Source organism: Variovorax sp. 05L425 (assembly GCF_056397705.1).
The window spans coordinates 1-17,121 of the sequence record NZ_JBFTNY010000012.1 but is presented as its reverse complement, the minus strand read 5'-3'; the positions used below and the strand labels follow the sequence as shown (position 1 = coordinate 17,121).

Annotated in this window: 18 protein-coding genes; 6 read left to right on the top strand and 12 right to left on the bottom strand. The window is 66.1% G+C overall.

The features are described from left to right. The first annotated feature begins 4 nt into the window (after positions 1 to 4). From AC1DN9_RS15045 to AC1DN9_RS15035, 3 genes are read left to right on the top strand one after another with little or no spacing between them, the layout of a single operon-like run. The gene (locus tag AC1DN9_RS15045) at positions 5 to 1,093 is read left to right on the top strand and encodes a LacI family DNA-binding transcriptional regulator (RefSeq protein ID WP_478101462.1); all 1,089 of its coding nucleotides are present in this window, start codon (positions 5 to 7) and stop codon (positions 1,091 to 1,093) included. Beyond that, positions 1,090 to 2,121 carry a hydroxyacid dehydrogenase gene (locus AC1DN9_RS15040; RefSeq protein ID WP_478101460.1) on the top strand — a complete coding sequence of 344 codons (1,032 nt, stop codon included), beginning with the start codon at positions 1,090 to 1,092 and terminating at the stop codon, positions 2,119 to 2,121. Before AC1DN9_RS15045 ends, AC1DN9_RS15040 begins: the two co-directional genes overlap by 4 nt. After that, complete coding sequence (locus AC1DN9_RS15035; protein WP_478101458.1) at positions 2,118 to 2,939, top strand: amidohydrolase family protein; 822 nt, start codon at positions 2,118 to 2,120, stop codon at positions 2,937 to 2,939. Before AC1DN9_RS15040 ends, AC1DN9_RS15035 begins: the two co-directional genes overlap by 4 nt. A 22-nt stretch (positions 2,940 to 2,961) precedes the next feature. Here AC1DN9_RS15035 and AC1DN9_RS15030 read toward each other — a convergent pair whose 3' ends face one another. The 3 genes from AC1DN9_RS15030 to AC1DN9_RS15020 all read right to left on the bottom strand — a co-directional run bounded on the left by AC1DN9_RS15030 (position 2,962) and on the right by AC1DN9_RS15020 (position 5,233). Further along, complete coding sequence (locus AC1DN9_RS15030; protein WP_478101456.1) at positions 2,962 to 3,159, bottom strand: hypothetical protein; 198 nt, start codon at positions 3,157 to 3,159, stop codon at positions 2,962 to 2,964. A 97-nt stretch (positions 3,160 to 3,256) separates the two neighbouring features. Further along, the gene (locus AC1DN9_RS15025) at positions 3,257 to 4,828 is read right to left on the bottom strand and encodes a cation:proton antiporter (protein WP_478101454.1); all 1,572 of its coding nucleotides are present in this window, start codon (positions 4,826 to 4,828) and stop codon (positions 3,257 to 3,259) included. 36 nt (positions 4,829 to 4,864) lie between these two features. After that, positions 4,865 to 5,233, bottom strand: a complete 369-nt coding sequence (locus AC1DN9_RS15020; protein ID WP_478101452.1) for a hypothetical protein — start codon at positions 5,231 to 5,233, stop codon at positions 4,865 to 4,867. Positions 5,234 to 5,362: 129 nt separating this feature from the next. On the opposite strand from AC1DN9_RS15020, the gene AC1DN9_RS15015 reads away from it, so the two are divergent. Genes AC1DN9_RS15015 through AC1DN9_RS15005 form a run of 3 tightly spaced genes read left to right on the top strand, consistent with a single transcriptional unit; the run spans position 5,363 to position 7,630 of the window. After that, positions 5,363 to 6,250: a S1C family serine protease gene (locus AC1DN9_RS15015; protein ID WP_478101450.1), complete on the top strand. Its 888-nt coding sequence runs from the start codon at positions 5,363 to 5,365 to the stop codon at positions 6,248 to 6,250. Continuing rightward, positions 6,247 to 6,624 (top strand): response regulator transcription factor, encoded by a 378-nt coding sequence (locus tag AC1DN9_RS15010; RefSeq protein WP_478101448.1) that lies wholly within the window; start codon positions 6,247 to 6,249, stop codon positions 6,622 to 6,624. The genes AC1DN9_RS15015 and AC1DN9_RS15010 overlap by 4 nt, the downstream gene beginning before the upstream one ends. Before the next feature lie 7 nt (positions 6,625 to 6,631). Beyond that, on the top strand, positions 6,632 to 7,630 hold the full coding sequence (locus AC1DN9_RS15005; protein ID WP_478101446.1) for a S1C family serine protease: 999 nt from the start codon (positions 6,632 to 6,634) through the stop codon (positions 7,628 to 7,630). A 9-nt stretch (positions 7,631 to 7,639) separates the two neighbouring features. On the opposite strand, the gene AC1DN9_RS15000 is transcribed toward AC1DN9_RS15005, so the two are convergent. The 9 genes from AC1DN9_RS15000 to imuA all read right to left on the bottom strand — a co-directional run bounded on the left by AC1DN9_RS15000 (position 7,640) and on the right by imuA (position 16,944). Further along, positions 7,640 to 7,840: a hypothetical protein gene (locus tag AC1DN9_RS15000; protein ID WP_478101444.1), complete on the bottom strand. Its 201-nt coding sequence runs from the start codon at positions 7,838 to 7,840 to the stop codon at positions 7,640 to 7,642. Between the two features lie 52 nt (positions 7,841 to 7,892). Continuing rightward, positions 7,893 to 8,387, bottom strand: a complete 495-nt coding sequence (locus AC1DN9_RS14995; protein WP_478101443.1) for a hypothetical protein — start codon at positions 8,385 to 8,387, stop codon at positions 7,893 to 7,895. Positions 8,388 to 8,398: 11 nt separating this feature from the next. Then, positions 8,399 to 8,692: a hypothetical protein gene (locus tag AC1DN9_RS14990; RefSeq protein ID WP_478101442.1), complete on the bottom strand. Its 294-nt coding sequence runs from the start codon at positions 8,690 to 8,692 to the stop codon at positions 8,399 to 8,401. Continuing rightward, complete coding sequence (locus AC1DN9_RS14985; protein WP_478101441.1) at positions 8,689 to 8,889, bottom strand: hypothetical protein; 201 nt, start codon at positions 8,887 to 8,889, stop codon at positions 8,689 to 8,691. The genes AC1DN9_RS14990 and AC1DN9_RS14985 overlap by 4 nt, the downstream gene beginning before the upstream one ends. Positions 8,890 to 8,900: 11 nt before the next feature. After that, positions 8,901 to 9,527, bottom strand: coding sequence for a hypothetical protein (locus AC1DN9_RS14980; protein WP_478101439.1), 627 nt, complete (start codon positions 9,525 to 9,527; stop codon positions 8,901 to 8,903). A 26-nt stretch (positions 9,528 to 9,553) separates the two neighbouring features. Next, complete coding sequence (locus tag AC1DN9_RS14975; RefSeq protein ID WP_478101437.1) at positions 9,554 to 11,266, bottom strand: hypothetical protein; 1,713 nt, start codon at positions 11,264 to 11,266, stop codon at positions 9,554 to 9,556. Between the two features lie 96 nt (positions 11,267 to 11,362). Continuing rightward, positions 11,363 to 14,737: an error-prone DNA polymerase gene (locus tag AC1DN9_RS14970; RefSeq protein WP_478101435.1), complete on the bottom strand. Its 3,375-nt coding sequence runs from the start codon at positions 14,735 to 14,737 to the stop codon at positions 11,363 to 11,365. After that, positions 14,730 to 16,181 (bottom strand): Y-family DNA polymerase, encoded by a 1,452-nt coding sequence (locus tag AC1DN9_RS14965; RefSeq protein ID WP_478101434.1) that lies wholly within the window; start codon positions 16,179 to 16,181, stop codon positions 14,730 to 14,732. Before AC1DN9_RS14965 ends, AC1DN9_RS14970 begins: the two co-directional genes overlap by 8 nt. Then, positions 16,153 to 16,944 (bottom strand): translesion DNA synthesis-associated protein ImuA, encoded by a 792-nt coding sequence (gene imuA, locus AC1DN9_RS14960; RefSeq protein ID WP_478101433.1) that lies wholly within the window; start codon positions 16,942 to 16,944, stop codon positions 16,153 to 16,155. Before imuA ends, AC1DN9_RS14965 begins: the two co-directional genes overlap by 29 nt. Positions 16,945 to 17,121 lie beyond the last annotated feature (177 nt).

The window sequence follows — 17,121 nt, the reverse complement described above, 5'->3', positions numbered from 1 at the left end:
CCGAGTGCCCACGATCCAGGACGTCGCCCGCCATGCCGCCGTGTCGATCAGCACGGTCTCCAACGTGCTTAACGGGAGGACCGACCGCATGCGCCCCGACACCCTCGCGCGCGTCAGGGAAGCGATCCAGACGCTCGGCTTCCGGCCGAGCACGCTGGCCCGACAGCTCAAGACCGGGCAGACCCCGCTGCTGGGTTTGCTGGTCCCCTCGATGGCCAACCCGATGTATGGCTACATCGCCCGCGAGATCGAGACCGTCGCGCAGGAGCAGTACGGCTTTCGCCTGCTGATCGGCAGCACCTACCGCGACAGGCAAAAGGAAAATGCCTTTTTCGAGGACCTGCTGGCGCAAAGCGTCCGCCGCGTGATCGTGATCTCGTCGCTGGCCGACGAGCGGCACTTCGAATCCGCCGTCGAGCGCGGTCTCGTCGTGGTCAGCTACGACCGCGGCGCGACGCCCGGAAAGCGCTCGAAAGTTGCCCACGTCATGCCGGACAACTTCGAGGCGGCGCGCATGGCGACCACCCATCTCATCGAGAAAGGCCACCGGCAGTTGGCCTTCGTCACGGTCGCCGGCATGACGATGAGCCGCAGCGCCAAGATCGACGGCTTCCATGCCGCAGCCGAAGCCGCTGGCCTGCGGGACAGCGCACGGGTTCTCGATGGCGGCCCGCTGAACGAGTACGGCGATTCGGTGATCGCCGAAGTCGGGCGCGCGACGGCGTTGCGGATTCCCGAACTGCCGAATCCGCCAACGGGCATCGTCGCGCTCAACGACCTGATGGCGCTCGGGCTGATGTCGGGGCTGCGCGAGGCCGGCCTGCGTGTGCCGCAGGACGTTTCCGTGGTGGGTATCGATGGCCTTTTCCTGGCAGCGCTGTCGAACCCGACGCTCACGACCGTGCAGTTGCCAATACGTGAGATGGCGCGTGCGATGGTCGAACGGGCGATGAAAACGGGCGCCGATCTTGCGCAGGAAGAGCACGAGATGGTCTTCACCTCGAACCGGCTGATCGAACGCGAATCCGTCGCACCCCCACCCGGGCACAAGCCCCGCCCGACGAGATCGAAGGCGGAGAAGGCGCCCACATGACCACTGTTTTCGTCACGCATCCGACGGACAAGTTCGCGCACTACTTCGGGCCTCGGGCCCTGCTGGCACTCGAATCGATCGCGGAGGTCCGACTCAACCCGCAGCCGCGCGACCTGTCGACCGCCGAACTCGTCGTCGCTGCGCGGGACTGCGATGCGCTGATCGCCTACCGCCAGACGCCCGGCCCCGAAACCCTCTTTCGCGAACTGCCTCGATTGGCGGCATTCATGCGATGTGCGGTCGATATCCGCACGATCGACGTCGAGGCGGCGAGTTCGCACGGCGTGCTGGTGACGCAGGCCAGCCCGGGCTACACCGCTGCGGTTGCGGAGTGGATCATCGCGGTGATGATCGATCTGGGGCGCGGCATCGGGCGCTACACGCGTGCCTATCACCGCGACCAGCCGCTTGCGCCTTTCATGGGCCGCGAATTGCGCGGTTCAACGCTGGGGGTCATCGGCTTCGGCCAGATCGGGCAGTACCTGAGCGATCTGGCGCTGGCCTTCGGCATGCGCGTGCTGGCCAACGACCCTCATCCGGTCGCGGAGCATCCGATGCTGCAACAGGTGCCGCTGCCCGCGCTGCTGTCGCAATCGGACTTCGTCGTCTGCCTGGCGCCCGCCAATGCGCAGACGAACGGGATGATGAACGCGCAGGCCTTCGCGTCGATGCAGCGCGGCGCCTTCTTCGTCAACGCGGCGCGTGGCGAACTGGTTGATGAGGCTGCGTTGCTCGAGGTGCTGGATTCGGGCCATCTTGGCGGCTGCGCGCTCGACGTCGGCCGCGCGCCCGACCAGATGCCGAGCCCCACGCTCGCCCGTCATCCGCTGGTGATCGCGACGCCGCACATCGGCGGACTCACCCTGCCCGCCGTCGAGCATCAGGCGCTTGAAACCGTCGCGCAACTCGCCGCATTGATCCAGGGCGAGTTGCCGACGGGCGCGGTCAACGCGGCGCACGCCACGCGATGGCGGCGCTGGTCTCATGCGCACGCGAACGCTGAACAGCCGCCGGGATTTCCATCATGAGCACGCCAGTGCAACCACCCGAAGACGCATGCGACTGCCACGTCCACGTCTACGAAGACGCGTACCCGCTGGCGCCGACCGCGACCTTCAAGCCGCCCCATGCACCGGCCGAGGCTTGCGAGCGCGTGCAACAAGCCCTGGGCTTCACCCGCGTGGTCGTGGTGCAGCCCACCGGCTACGGATTCGACAACCGCTGCACCTTGGCGGCACTCGCTCGACTCGGTGCAGGCGCCCGCGCCATCGTCGTCGTGCCGCACGACGTGACGGACGACGAACTCGCGCGCCTTCATACGGCAGGGGTGCGCGGCATTCGCTACATGATGCTGTCGGGCGGCGGCCTGCTGCCCTGGTCGACACTGGAGACGACGGCCGCGCGTATCGCTCCGCTCGGCTGGAACATCAATCTGCAACTGGACGGACGCGACCTGCCGTTGCACGAAGCGATGCTGAATCGGCTTCCCGGCCGGCTTGCCATCGATCACATCGGCAAGTTCCTGGGCCCAGTGGCGCTCGACAGCGAACCCGTTCTCTGCCTGCGTCGCCTGCTCGACAAGGGCAACTGCTGGATCAAGCTCTCCGCGCCCTACGAAAGCTCGCGAAGCGGCCCACCGGACTACGCGGATGTTGCCCCGATCGCGCAGATGCTGGCGAAGCACTATCCCGAGCGCTGCCTGTGGGCCAGCAACTGGCCTCATCCCAACGTCCATCCGGCCCCCTCCGAAACCAGCCTGCTGGCGTGGTCGCTTCGGTGCGTCCCAGACGATGCCGGACGCCGCAGGATGCTCTCGGACAACCCGGCCGAGCTCTATGGCTTCTGACAAAGAGCGAACGGGACCGAAGCTAGAAGTAATCGAGTCCGGCCACCACCATCAGCGCGACGCCCGCAGAAACGCTCGCCCAGTGGGCCACATTCGCGAACAGATCCCAGCCGCAGTACCTGTCCTCGGCGCTGCGCGCGAAGAACTCGGCGATGGGATCGGCGCCCCTGTTGCCAACATCGATATCGGTCCGTTGAAAGTCCAGAAACATGACTGCCACCTCGTGCTCCATCGTAGGGTCGCAATCAGTTTTGCTTCGATGAAAAGAGGGGGAGAGATTGATGCGGACGGCGCATCAATAGAGGGTCATGGAGACCTCACTCCCGCCTGCCACCACCCGCGCTCAGCTCGGCCCAATCAAGTTCCTGCACCAGCACGCGAAAGGCATCGTCGCCGATCACGTCGTCGCGCCGCATCTCGAACGCGCGCTGCCGGGCGACCGCAATGGCACGGCGCCTGAGCGGCCCGCCGGGCACTTCGTCGAGGCGCGCCTCGTTCGCATCGCTGGTGTTCAGTTCGACGACCGCAGCGTATTCCTTGCGCAGCAGCTTCGCGGAAAGGGTGTCGTCGTCCTTGATCGCATCGAGCAGCGCGCCGTATGCATGCGCACGGCCGAGACGGACCTCGCGACCGACCGGGTCGTCGTCGGTCAGGCCCAGGCGCCTGATCAACGGGCCGATCGTCAGTCCCTGCAGCACCAGCGTGCCGAGCACCACCGCGAATGCACACAGCAGGATCAGGTCGCGATACGGGAATGGCGATCCGTCCGGCAGTGTCTCGGGAATCGCGAATGCCGCCGCCAAGGTGACGATGCCGCGCATCCCCGCCCACGAGAGCACGACCGCGCTGCCGACCACCGGCCTCGGCGGCACGGCTTCGGCTTCGGCCGCACGACTCTGGCGGCGATGCGTCAATGCCTTGTAGCTCATCACCCACACGAAGCGCGCGGCGATCGTGACGCCGAGCACCACCGCCGCGGTCACGATTGCATCGGTGCGCGAACCGCCGGCCTCGAGCCGCTGCCAGACCGGACGCAACTGCATGCCGATCAGGACGAAGGCAAAGGCGTTCAGCACGAAGACGACCGTCTCCCACACCGCGAAGATCGGCACGCGCATGTGCGCCGGCATCTGCGCGCCGCCACGGCGCGCGACCGTCATCGCATACGCCACAAGCGTCAGGATGCCGGACAGGCCGATGGCCTCGGCCGCAATCCAGACGCCGAAGGTGAGCGAGAACTGCACGATCAGCGCGATCGGCACCTCGCGCAGGCCTGACGTCAATGGCCGCAGCACGAAGGCGCAGCCCACGCCCGCCGCGAGGCTGCCGAAGACGGTCAGCAGAAACACCGGCGCGAAACTTCCGAAGCCGAGGTGGCCGGCCAGCACGGTCATGATCGCGAGCCGGTAGACCAGCAGCGCGCTCGCGTCGTTCAACAGGCTTTCGCCTTCGAGGATCTTCAGGAGCTTGTGCGGCAGCTTGACCTGCCGCATCACGGCGGTGGCAGCGGCGGCGTCAGGCGGCGCGACGATCGCGCCCAGGGCGATGGCGACCGGCCACGGCATCTCGGGCACCAGCCAGCGCACGGCGAGTGCGACCGCGACCACCGTCGTTCCGACCGCGGCAATGACGAGCCCGGCGATCGGACGCCAGTTCAGCCGCAGGTCGCGCAACGAGGTGTCGTAGGCTGCATCGAGCAGCACCGGCGCGACGAAGAGCGTCAGCGCGAGTTGGGGGTCGAGCGTCCAGTTCGGGCTGGCGGGCACGAATGCGAGCGCGGCGCCTCCAAGCGCGAGGAAGGTCGGGTACGGTGCGCCGACCTTGCGTGCCAGCGCCGCCAGCAGCGCCGCGCCGAGCAACAGCACGATGATCCATTCGAACGTGGCCATGGTGGGGTTGTGTCCTGCGCGTTGGACAGGCCGGGCTCAGCCTTCGGCCCGTTCGTAGCCTACGAACGGGCCGAAGAAGACCATTTCGTGGTCGAAGCCGTCGACGATTTCGTTCTGCTTGGGAAGCTCGTCGATGAATTCCGGCCACGATTGCGCCACGTGGCTCGACCATTGGCGGGGGTCGAGCCGCGTGATGGGCCCCTGCGTGTCGAGGAATTCGAAGCCCTTCGACGTGAGCCTGGTCACGGCGACCCTCACAGCGGAATCCTGATCATTTGCCGTCACATAGGCCGACACATAGGCGCCGGCGAGCGTCCTGGGTATGTCGCCATTGGAGCCTCGCCCCAGCTTGAAATTGACCAGGAACAAGCCGCGCCCCGGCGCCGGCCGCTTTGACTTGAACAAGCCAAACATCGGTTTTACCCCCTCGAATAGAGCCGGTATCGTAGCGTTCCGGCGGATCGACCCTGCCCATCAGGGCAGTGGCGCGGGGCCCTTGTGGCTTCACACAATGAAGCCATCTAAGGAGCTTCCATGGCCGATACCACTGTTTCTTCCCCTCTCGAACAATTGTCGGCGGCGATGGCCGACGCGGTGGCTGCCGCATCGGGCAGCGTCGTCGCCGTGCATGCCGGGCGTTCGCGCACCAGCGGTTTCGCCTGGCGCGACGGGCTGATCGTCACCTGCGAAGAGGCGTTGCCCGATGACGCGACGGACCTGTCGGTCCACCTCCCAGGCGGTACGAGCGCGCAGGCAACCTTCGTCGGGCGCGATCCCGGCACCGACATCGCCCTGCTGCGTATCGATGGCGCGCCACCCTCCCCGACCGCGTTCGACGCAACGCCGGTGCGTGCCGGTTCGATCGCACTCGCGCTCGGGTCGGTCGCCGGCACCGCGGTCGCCGCCGCCGGCGTGGTCGCGCTGTCCGGCCCCGCGTGGCGCAGCCTGCGCGGCGGTGAGATCGAAGCGCGGATCGAACTCGGACTGACGATGCGGCGCAGCGCCGAAGGCGGACTGGCGCTCGATGCGCTCGGCCGCGCCATCGGCATGAGCGTCTTCGGACCGCGCCGCCGCGTGCTCGTCATCCCGGGCGCGACGATCGAACGCGTCGCCGCACAGCTCGCCGCTCACGGGCGGGTACCGCGCGGCTATCTGGGCGTGGCGCTCCAGCCCGTGAAGGTCGAGCCCGACGCCATCGGCGCGATGGTCATGGGCGTCGACCGCGACGGACCCGCCGCGGCGGCGGGACTGCACCAGGGCGATGTGATCCTGGCCTGGAACGGCGAGCCGCTGCGCAGTGTGCAGATGCTGCTGCGCGCACTGGGGCCGGCGAGTGTCGGTACCGTCGTGAAGCTGTCGCTGCAGCGCGCCGGCGGGTCCGTCGAAGCCGAGATCACCATTGGCGAGAGGCCCGCCGATTGAAGAAGACGAGCGTCACGGAACCGATCGTGATCGCGATCGACATCGCCGACGCCGAGTTGTCGGAGCGGCTGCTCGGGCTGCTCGCGGAGGTGCCCGGCCTGCGCATTGCGCGACACGGTGAGCCGGCGGATGTAGAGATCGTTCAGGCGGACGCAGCGCCCGCCAGCGATGCCGACACCACCTTGACCCGGCGGGAACTCGAAGTGCTGGCCCTCATGGCCGAAGGCGCATCGAACAAGGCGATCGCGCGGCGGCTGGGCATCTCGGTCCACACGGCCAAGTTCCACGTCGGCTCGCTGCTCGACAAGCTCGACGCCACCGGCCGCACGGACGCGGTGGCACAGGCGGTCCGGCAAGGCGTCATTCATCTTTGAGGTTCTCATGTTCGACGACAACTCATCTTCCATCCTCCCCAGCGGCGACGAGACCGAGCCAAGCCAGGACGCGCTCATCGACGCGTACTCGAACGCGGTCGCGACGGTGGCCGACAACGTCGGCCCGGCTGTAGTGCGCGTGCAGAGCGGCGCCGGCCGGCGCAGCGGTCTCGGCTCGGGCGTGGTCATCGCCGGCGACGGACTGGTACTGACCAACAGCCATGTCGTAGGCGGCGCGCGCCGGGTGCGCATCGGACTTGCCGACGCCGGCGACAAGGAAGCCGAGGTCCTCGGCGACGACCCCGCCACCGATCTCGCGCTGCTGCGTGTGGAGTTGCCGCGCGGCGTCGTCACCGCGACGCTCGGCGATTCGAAGATGCTCAAACGCGGGCATCTGGTCGTCGCCATCGGCAATCCGCTGGGCTTCGAATCGACCATCACGGCCGGCATCGTCTCGGCGCTGGGTCGCTCGCTGCGTTCGCAGAGCGGGCACCTGATCGACGACGTCATCCAGACCGACGTGGCGCTCAACCCGGGCAACTCCGGCGGTGCGCTCGTGGCTGCATCAGGGCTGGTCGTAGGCATCAACACGGCCATGATCGCTGGTGCACAGGGCCTCGCGTTCGCGGTGTCGAGCAACACGGCGCGATTCGTGATCGGCGAGTTCATCGCCCACGGCCGCGTCAGGCGCGCGCATCTCGGCATCGCGGCGCAGACGGTGCCCTTGTCGCGGCGTGTGGCGCTGGCGATTCATTCTGGCGCGCACGCCGTGCGCATCGGCGAAGTGCAGGCCGGCGGCGCGGCGGATCTGGCGGGCCTGCGTGTGGGCGATGTCCTTGTTGCGCTCGATGATGTCGTGGTGGCGGGCGCGGATGATCTGTTGCGTCTGCTGGGTGCGGATCGCATCGGACGGCCCGTCCAGATGTCGCTGCTTCGCGAAGGCAGGCTCATCAAGCGGACGGTGACGGCGCAGGAGCGGCCCGTGCCGGCGCCCGCGCGGAGCTAGAACGCGCGGCTACACAGCGATGGCGGCTTCGACGTCGCGGTGGAACTTCGCCGAGCGCCATTCGGTCGCGCCGAAGCGCAGCGCCTGGTTTGCACCACTGGCCAGCGTGGACTGAACCGACACACCGAGCGCGAAGTCTTCGTCGAGTGCGCTCCAGAACGATTCGACGTTCTTGCGCCAGTAGTTGATCGACTTCTCGGTCTCGGGCAATCAGCGACGCTGCGCTGGATGAGGACTTCGGCGCGCCGGAAGACGCCGCTGTTTACGGCTCGCAGGTGTCGCCGCTTGGGTAGGTAGTACTGCTGCCGAAACTCGCCTTGTTGTATTGCATGTACCGCTCCGCCCGCTGGCGGGTGTTTGCTGTCATAGCTTCGATTTTGTCGGTCACTGGATAAGAATCGCTGCGGACCGGTGCAAATCGATCGCCGGCACATTTTGTAGACGCCATCAGCCCTTCACCTGCGCGCTGTACGGCAGCCTTATCCGCCGGGTCAACAAGGAGGGTCTGCTGCAATGCTCTTGCCTTTTGCATGAGCGCCTTGCGCTGTGCCTCGGTCACGTTGAGCGTATTGATCCAAGCCTCGATGTCGTCGCGCACGCCGTTCTTGTTAGCGTCCTGCCCGGCAATATCGGACGAGCGGTCCAGCGTCGGATAACCTCCCTTACGCTCCAGTTGTTCGCCGGACCCGCCACCACTACCGCCATCGCATGCCGTGAGCATCGCCGCCAGGAAAAAGCCACCAATGAGCGGCTTCAAGGGCGCAGACATCAAGGCTCGCAGGTGTCGTGATTGGGCAGCGTTGTGACGCTTCCCGAACTCGCCTTGTTGTATTGCATGTACCGCTCCGCGCGCTGGCGAGTGTTCGCGGTCATGGCCTCAATTTTTCCGATGAGCCGAGAAAATTCCACATAGGGAGTGAATCTATCGCCGCCACAGTTGGTTGATGCCATGAGTTCTTCGCCAACACTCTGAACAGCAGCCTTGTCCTTGACATCGACAAGAAGAGTCTTTTGCAATGACCTTGCCTTTTGCATGAGCGCTTTGCGTTGTGATTCGGTCACGTCGAGCGTATTGATCCAAGCCTCGAGTCGTCGCGCACGCCGTTCCTGTTGGTGTCCGGCCCGGCGATATCGGATGAGCGATCCAGTGTGGGATAGCCTCCCTTGCGCTCCAGTTTTTCGCCGGACCCGCCACCACTACCGCCACCGCATGCCGTGAGCATCGCCGCCATGAAAAAGCCACCGATGAGCGGCTTCAAGGGTGCAGCCATCAAGGCTCGCAGGTGTCGTGATTGGGCAGCGTTGTGCTGCTGCCAGAGCGCGCCTTGTTGTATTTCATGTACCTCTCTGCGCGCTGGCGGGTGTTCGCGGTCATGGCTTCGATCTTGGATGACAGTGCGTAAGAGTCTCCCGGGGTGGGCTCAAACCTATCGGCGCTGCAGTTAGTTGAAGCCATCAGTCCCTCGCCGGCTCGCTGCACCGCCGCCTTGTCGCCGACGTCAACTATCAGCGTCTGCTGCAATGCCTTCGCCTTCTGTATAAGCGCCTTACGCTGCGCCTCGGTGACGCTGAGCGTATTGATCCAAGCCTCGATGTCGTCTCGCACGCCGTTCCTGTTGGTGTCCGGCCCTGCAATGTCGGACGAGCGATCCAGTGTGGGATAGCCTCCCTTGCGCTCCAGTTGTTCGATCTGCTGCGTGAGTGTGAGACCGCCCGGAGCGGTGGGCGAGGTGACGGATGACGAGCCAGATGACGATTCGGACGAACTGCCCGTCAAGGACGCGGAAGAACCGGGGCCCGTCGCGGAGAAGCCAGAGTTGCTATTTCCACCCCCACAAGCCGCGAGCATCGCGGCCAACAGAAAACCGCCGACAAACGACTTCAAAGACACTTTCATTTTCATTTCTCCCTTACTTCAAAAACTCAGAGTGAGCCGAACACAGTCTGAACCATGCCGTTGATCTTTTCGCGCGCTGCGCGGGTCGCGTCGAGATAGGTGCCGACCAGGGTGTGACCGCTCAAATCGCTCTTGCTGATCGGCAGGTTGATGTTGTTCGACGCCACGGAGTTGATGCCTTGAACGCGCAATCCATTGATGACCAGATCAATGTCGGCCAGCAGGTGTTCGCCTCGCAAGGTGGGTGAAGCTGGAGCGACATGAACCACACCGGCCCCGGTGTCTGGATGGCTACTGCGAAGTCCATCGTAGGCACTGTTCACGAAGAGATTGCCTTGTGAGTGCGCGATAAGCGCGAAGGAATGATCTTCGTCGGCCAAGCTCCTGAGTTTTTGGAGTTGACCAGCCACGTCAGCCGCGGTGGGCGGATTACTGAGCATCTGCGAGTAGCCGCTGAACATTTGTCCGAGCATGGCATTGAAAGTTGCGTCCAACAGTTTGGCCAATGCCGTGCCGCCGGTGGCTAAACCATTCAGCAGGCGATCGGTGAGGGAATCGCCCGAGGCGTGTTTGCCCGCAAGCAATTCCCAATAGTGTTCCCATCGGTTGTCGAGCACGCCGTCCAGTTCCTTGCCACGCTGGATGAATACTTCGGCAATGTCTTGCAAGGTACTATTTCCGTTTCCTGTGCCCGTCTGGTTGTAGAAGTTCTCGTAGCGCAATTCAGACCCTTGATAGGTCGGACCGATAAGCCCTTTAAGAGCCCTCAATCCTTGAGACGCCTGCTCATCCGTATTCCACACCCCGTTGAAAAACCCAACCACAATCGGCGCCATCCTCAGCTCCACCATCGCCGGCTCCGCGCAGCCCCGGCATGTGGCGCGGATGGTATCGACGCGTGCCTTCTGGAAGCTCCCCGGAAAGTAGTAAGTCGCGCCGAAACCGCCGCCATTGTTCGCAAGGCCGGTCGTCGGTGTCAGCGTGCCGGGCACACCTTCACTGGGAATCACCGAGAGTTCGACGGGCTCGCCGGACGCTCCTCGGCCGGACCCGTCGTTGAGGTAGACAGCGACCTTCAACTCGACCGGTTTACTTGCGCCGCCGGGCTTGAAGGTCGTTCTCGAAGCGGTCAACTCGATCCTGCGGGGCAAGATGCAGTGGCCGCCGCTCGCCATGTGCGGCGTACTTCCTTCGGGGCAGGTGCATGTGGTGTGGTCCAGTGACTTGACGTATTGCACTCGCACTGAGCCGAACGGCGGCGGCTCTGTATTTGGGACGTCGCCGCATATCGGGGCGATGTAGTAGCCAATATCGCCTGGGTACTCGACCTCCGACCCGTCGGGGTCCGCATAGGTGCAGGCTCCCGCGGGTAAGTCTGAGCAGTAGGAAGTAGCAAGGCTGGTGCAGTACTTGAAGGCACCGCGGAACCCGCGAATGAGTTTCTGGTTTTCCGCCTGACAGGCTTCTGCCTCCGTGGCGACGTTGAACAGGGGCGGTCTTTTTTCCCTATCGGCGTCGTAGAGGTCCCATTGTTCGGCATATCTGGCCGGCCATGTCACTGGAGCCGCATGGCCGGCAATTCCATGCAATGCCAGGAATGCCAGAACCACCCAGGATGCTGGCGCGATGACTGCTGCGAGCCATCTGCGCAATAGGCCGGCATTGCTTAAGGCAAAGCCCGGAGCGGGGAACGCACGGAAATGCGATCGGCCCTGCGCCGACCGCGAACGGTTCGTCATATTGAATCTCCCTGAATCTCTTTTTTACCGACGCAGATGCGCGTCGGCGCAGTCACTATAAGCCGAGGACGGTCACGCGAAGCGAGCCTGCCTGAGTCAATGGAAATCCCGGCTCCTGTTGCTTTGCGCGAGCCGCCCCAGCAGCGGCGTCAGATCCCTGAACCCCGTCGCCACCACGTGCCGCACCTCGCCGCCGCTGTCCTCGTCTCGCTGCCAGGTGCCCTGCACTGCCAGCAGCTTCGACTTGAGCAGCGGCTCGCGCCAGGCCTCGATCACATGGCTCCAGACGATCACGTTGACGTTGCCGGTCTCGTCCTCGAGCGTGACGAAGATGGTGCCGTTGGCGGTCTGCGGGCGCTGGCGGCCCTGGACGATGCCGCAGGCGCGCACGGTCTGGCCGCTGGGCAGCGAGCGCAGTTGCTCCGCGCTCATCAGGTTCATGCGGGCCAGCCGCGAGCGCAGCAGCGCCAGCGGATGGCGGCGCAGCGTGAGTCCTAGCGCGGCATAGTCGCCAACGATCTCCTCGCCCTCGGGCGCGACGGGCAGCTGCAACGCGGGCTCGTTGATCGGCACGCCCTTGAGCAAGGCCGGCGCGCGGCGCTGCGCGGTCGCATCCCACACCTGCTGGCGGCGGTGGCCCGAGAGCGACATCAGCGCATCGGCCGCGGCCAGCGCCGCCATGTCCTTGCCGTCAAGTTCGGCGCGCAACGCAAGGTCTTCGGTGCTGGTGAAAGGCGCCTGCGCACGTGCGGCCAGAAGACGTTGGGCGCCGGCATCGCTGAGGCTTGAAACACGGCGCAGACCCAGGCGCACGGCGGGCTGCTCCGGATGGCCCAGGCGATCGGCATGGCGCGCCTCCGTGCCCGGGGGCATGCGCAGCGCACCGGGTGCATCAGGCGAACGGGCTTCGAGGCTGCTGTCGAATTCGCTCCTCGTCACATCGACCGGTCGCACCTCGACACCATGGCGCCGCGCATCCTGAACGAGCTGCGAAGGGCTGTAGAAGCCCATCGGCTGGGCATCGAGCAGCGCGGCCAGGAAGCAGGCGGGTTCGTGGTGCTTGAGCCAGGCGCTCACGCACACCAGCAACGCAAAGCTCGCGGCATGGCTTTCGGGAAAGCCGTAGTCGCCGAAGCCCAGCACCTGCTTGAAGATCGCTTCGGCAAAGGGGCGCTCGTAACCCCGCTTGACCATGCCGTCCACGAGCTTGTCGTGGAACTTGCCGAGGCCGCCCTTGCGCTTCCAGGCGGCCATGGCGCGGCGCAGTTGATCAGCCTCGTCGGCCGTGAATTCGGCCGCGATCATGGCGATCTGCATCACCTGCTCCTGGAAGATCGGCACCCCCAGCGTGCGCTCCAGCGCGGGCCGCAACTCTTCCTTCTCGTACTGGATCGGAAGCCCCTTGCGCAATCGCTCGCGCTGCTTGAGGTAGGGATGCACCATGCCGCCCTGGATGGGCCCGGGCCGCACGATCGCGACTTCGATCACCAGGTCCTCGTAGGTGCGTGGCTTGAGTCGCGGCAGCATCGACATCTGCGCCCTGCTTTCGATCTGGAACACGCCGACGGTGTCGGCGTCGCAGATCATGTCGAACACCTGCTCATCATCGTTGGGGACCTGGTGCATCTGCCGAGCCGTGCCGCGCCAGTGGTTCATGAGTTCGAGCCCACGCCGGATGGCGCTGAGCATGCCCAGCGCGAGCACATCGACCTTGAGCATGCCCATGGCTTCGAGGTCGTCCTTCTCCCACTGGATGACGGAGCGGTCTTTCATCGACGCCTTTTCCACCGGCACCAGGCGCGTGAGCCGGGTGTGGGTGAGCACGAAGCCGCCGACATGCTGGCTCAGGTGGCGCGGAAAGCCCTTGAGCTCCCCCGTGAGCTCGATCCATTGCCGCAGCTTGAGTTCATCTTCCTGCACACCCACGCGCTCGGAGGCGGTGCGCACTTGCTCGCCGAGCACGGCCTCGTCGAACCAGTAGTGGTCCTTGGCGAATTCATCGACCAGCCGCGCGTCGATGCCGAGCGCCTTGCCCACGTCGCGCAGTGCGCTGCGTGTGCGGTAGCAGATCACGACGGCGGCGATGGCGGCGCGTTCGCGGCCGTATTTCTTGTAGATGTACTGGATGACCTCTTCACGTCGCTGGTGCTCGAAGTCGACGTCGATGTCGGGCGGCTCGTGGCGATGGCGGCTCAGGAAGCGCTCGAACAGCAGGTGGCCCTTGTCGGGTGGGATCGCGGTGATGCCGAGGCAGTAGCAGACCGCCGAGTTGGCCGACGAACCACGGCCCTGGCAAAGGATGTTCTGCGAACGGGCGAAGCGCACGATGTCTTCGACGGTGAGGAAGAACATCTCGTATTCGAGTTCGAGGATCAGTTGCAGCTCGCGCTGTACCTGACGGCATACGTTCTCGGGGATGCCCGACGCATATCGCTCGAGCGGATAGCGCTTGAGCGCGCCCTCCCAGGTCTTGCGCACCAGCGTCTGCGCCGGGGTCTCCGTGCTGCCCACGGTTTCAAGCGGGTACTTGTAGTTCTCGCGGATCACCTCGGGATCGAAGCGGCAGCGCTCGGCCACCGTGAGCGTGTTGGCGAGCATCTCGTCGGTGTAGAGCGCGGCCAGACGTACGCGCTGCCGCAGATGGCGCTCGGCATTGGACTGCAATGCGAAGCCGCATTCGGCCACGGTCTTGCCTTCGCGCACGGCGGTCAGTACGTCCTGCAGCGGCTTGCGCGCGCGTGCGTGCATGTGCACGTCGCCGGCCGCCACGAGCGGCACGCCGGCCCGCTCGCCCGCCTCGACCAGCGTGACGAACCAGAGGTCGTCGTCGAGTTCGTTGAGCATCTCCACGGCCAGCCAGAGATTGCCGTCGAACAGCGCCTTGGCGGCCGACAGGTCTTCGTGCAGTTGCCCGATATCGACTGCGCCGCCCGGCTTTCGATCGGGCACGAAAAGAATCTGGCAGCGCTGCAGCGAGGCCACGTCGCTGTCGTCCCAACTCACGCGGTATTCGCCCTTGGGCAGTTCGGTATTGCGCGCGGCGGTGATGAACTCGCAGAGGTTGCCCCAGCCTTCGGTGTCGTTGGCGATCACCACGAGCTTGAAGCGCTCGAAGCGGAACTCGCTGCCGAACAGCAGGCGGAAATCCGGGTTGCGCGGAATCGGCGGCTCTTCAGGGTGCTCGCGCTCGTAGACGTCGAGCTCGGCGGGCAGTTCGCGCAGGCCGACGTGCGCACGCACCACGCCGGCCACCGAGCATTCGTCGGTGATCGCAAGTGCTGAGTAACCGAGCTGGTAGGCGCGCTCCACCAGTTCCTCGGGCGTGGAGGCGCCGCGCTGAAAGCTGAAGTTCGTGAGGCAATGCAGTTCGGCGTACCCCGGCAGTCCGGGCGCGGGCGACTGCCGCTGCGGCAAGGCATGCACCCCGGCCAGCGAGAGCGCGCGGATCTTCTTGTCGCTGAGTTCAGGCATAGAGGCCTTGCAGGTACCAGCGCACCTCACCTTCAGCGAAGCAGGCGGTCGAGCGCTCGCGGAAGATCCACACCAAGCCGGCCTCGGGGCTCTCGGCGACGTAGTAGTCGCGAACTGCCGGGCGGCCGCCCTCTTCCACGCCGCCCCACCAGCCCGCTTCGACCCGCTGCGGACCGATCAGCCTGCGCAGCGGTCCGCAGTAGTACGGGCGCTCGCCGTCCATGTCGAGGCGCAAGGGTTCGGGAAGAAGCCAGGTCGGATAAATTGGCACACCCCCAGGTTGGCTCACTTCGTGTAGCCGCCCACCCCCTTGCAGGGGGCAACACCTGTGGCCCGGCAAAGCCGGTTCCACGGTGTTTCCCGAACGGGCCTCGCTGCGCTGGCCGGGGGCGCGACCCCTGTGCAAGGCGGGCTGCCAGGCCTGCATGCGCTCCGGCCGGTGATCGGCCTGCGCCGTGGGAACGAGCACTTGCTGCGGACCGAGCCGTGCGCTGAGCCGCTCGACCATTTCGTGGAGCTTGTCGCCCTTGCGGTTGTCCTCCGGCAGAAAGCTCGTGCTGGCGCCGGCCCACGGGTCGGTTTCGAGCGAGCGCAGCCGCAGCCAGCTCGCGGGCGCTGCCAAGGTGGTGAGCGCGAGTTTCTCGGCCAGCAGCCGGCGCAGGTGCGCCATGTCCTGCGTGGGCTCGGCAGTGCGCACGGTGATGTACTGGTGCGGCGGCAGGTTCACGCCGTTGAAGCGCTTGAGGTCGAGCGTCCATTGCAGTTCGAGCGCACGTGCGCCGCGCTGGCGTGCGCGCAGCCAGATCTGCAGCGCCGCGAGCAGGCGGTTGGCCGACCACATGAGTTCGGTGGCGCCTTCGGCCAGCGCGGGCAGTTCGAGTTTCTGTTCGAACACGTCGGGCAGGCTGAGCCACGCATGGCTTTCGGGGCGCAAGCCCCAGGCCATGTCGAGCGCATCGCGCAGTCCGGCGCCAAAGCGCCGCGACAGGCCGCCGCGCGGCAAGGCAGCCACATCGCCCCAGGTGCGGCAGCCGAGGCGCGCGAGCAGGTCGAGGTGATCACGCGCGGCGCTCAGTGTGTCGAGCGGCAGGCCGGCGGGCATGTCGTCGGGCCGGTGCTCACCGCGCACAAAGAGGCGCAGCCGCGCCAGCGCCTCCAGGCTGGTCGCGCCCTGCGCGCCTTTCAGGGCCGCATCGGGCGCGGGGTTGGCGTTGGATATCTGGCGCATCAAGCCCAGCCGACCGCCCCACAGCCTTTCGCAGGCGGAGACTTCGAGCATCAGCGCTTCGTCCTGCCAAGCCACGTGCGGCGTGAATTGCAGCGCCCACCAGCCCAGGGCTTCGGTGGGCGGCAGGGGGCCATTTGCGCGACCCGCACCTCCTGCAGCCAGCGCAGCCCAGCCCAGAGGTGGGCTTTCACACCACTGCAAGGCGATCCAGTGCATGGCGTCCTTCCTTCCACGCATCGATGCGCACCACGGTGGCCGCATCGCCCGCCGGCGCCGTGCCCTGCTGCTGCAAGCGAATCGTGCGGCGCAGCCGGGCGGCGGCGAGCAAGGCGCTCATGCGCTCGCTGCGCGCCGGCAGCATCACCGGCGTCGCGAGCGGCGGACCGCGGCGCTTGAGGATGTGGAGTTCGATCTGCGCCGCATCGGCCGCGCTGCGCACGATGTGCAGCCGCAGCCGTGCCGGAGAAGCCGCATGCGCCACCGCCTCGGGCCGGCAGACGAAAAGCAGCGCATCGTGCTGCGCCGCCGCCAGTTGAAGCCGCCGCAATTCGCCGACCCGGGCCTGCGGCAGCCAGGCCAGCACGGCGCTGACATCGGCGCAGCGCAGCGCCTGCTCGCAGGCCCACAGTCGGGCGGCCGCGGCGTCGCTTCGGACCCACATCAGCGCCTCGGGCCGCAGGCCGTGCGCGGCGAGCGAGGCGCCGAAGGGCTCGCAGGGCGCGCCGATCAGCACCACCGGGCCGCCCCGTGCTTCCGCTGCCTGCACCAGGCCGGGCAGCACCAACTGCCAGACAGGGTCTTCGGGCGCGGCCTGCAGCAGTTCCGTCATGGCGCCGACCGGCCAGCCGCCCCCCGGCAGCTGCGCGTCGAGCGCAGCGTGGCCGGTGCCGATGACCTGTGCGTCGACGCTGCCGAGCTCGTCGGCATGCCAGACGCCGCGACCGGCAGCAAAGGAAGAATCGAGGAAAGGGAGGCCCATGATGAGAATGTGAATGACTGTATTTTCATGCGGGGTATCCGCTTAGCTCCACCGACTGAAATAACTGGATGTTCATCCAGCAATACTAGCCCTTTTGACGGCCCGCTGCACCTGCTTGGACCACGTCCTCGTAGGTCACTGGAGCGGTGACCACGGCCTGCTGCAAGAGCCGGTAGA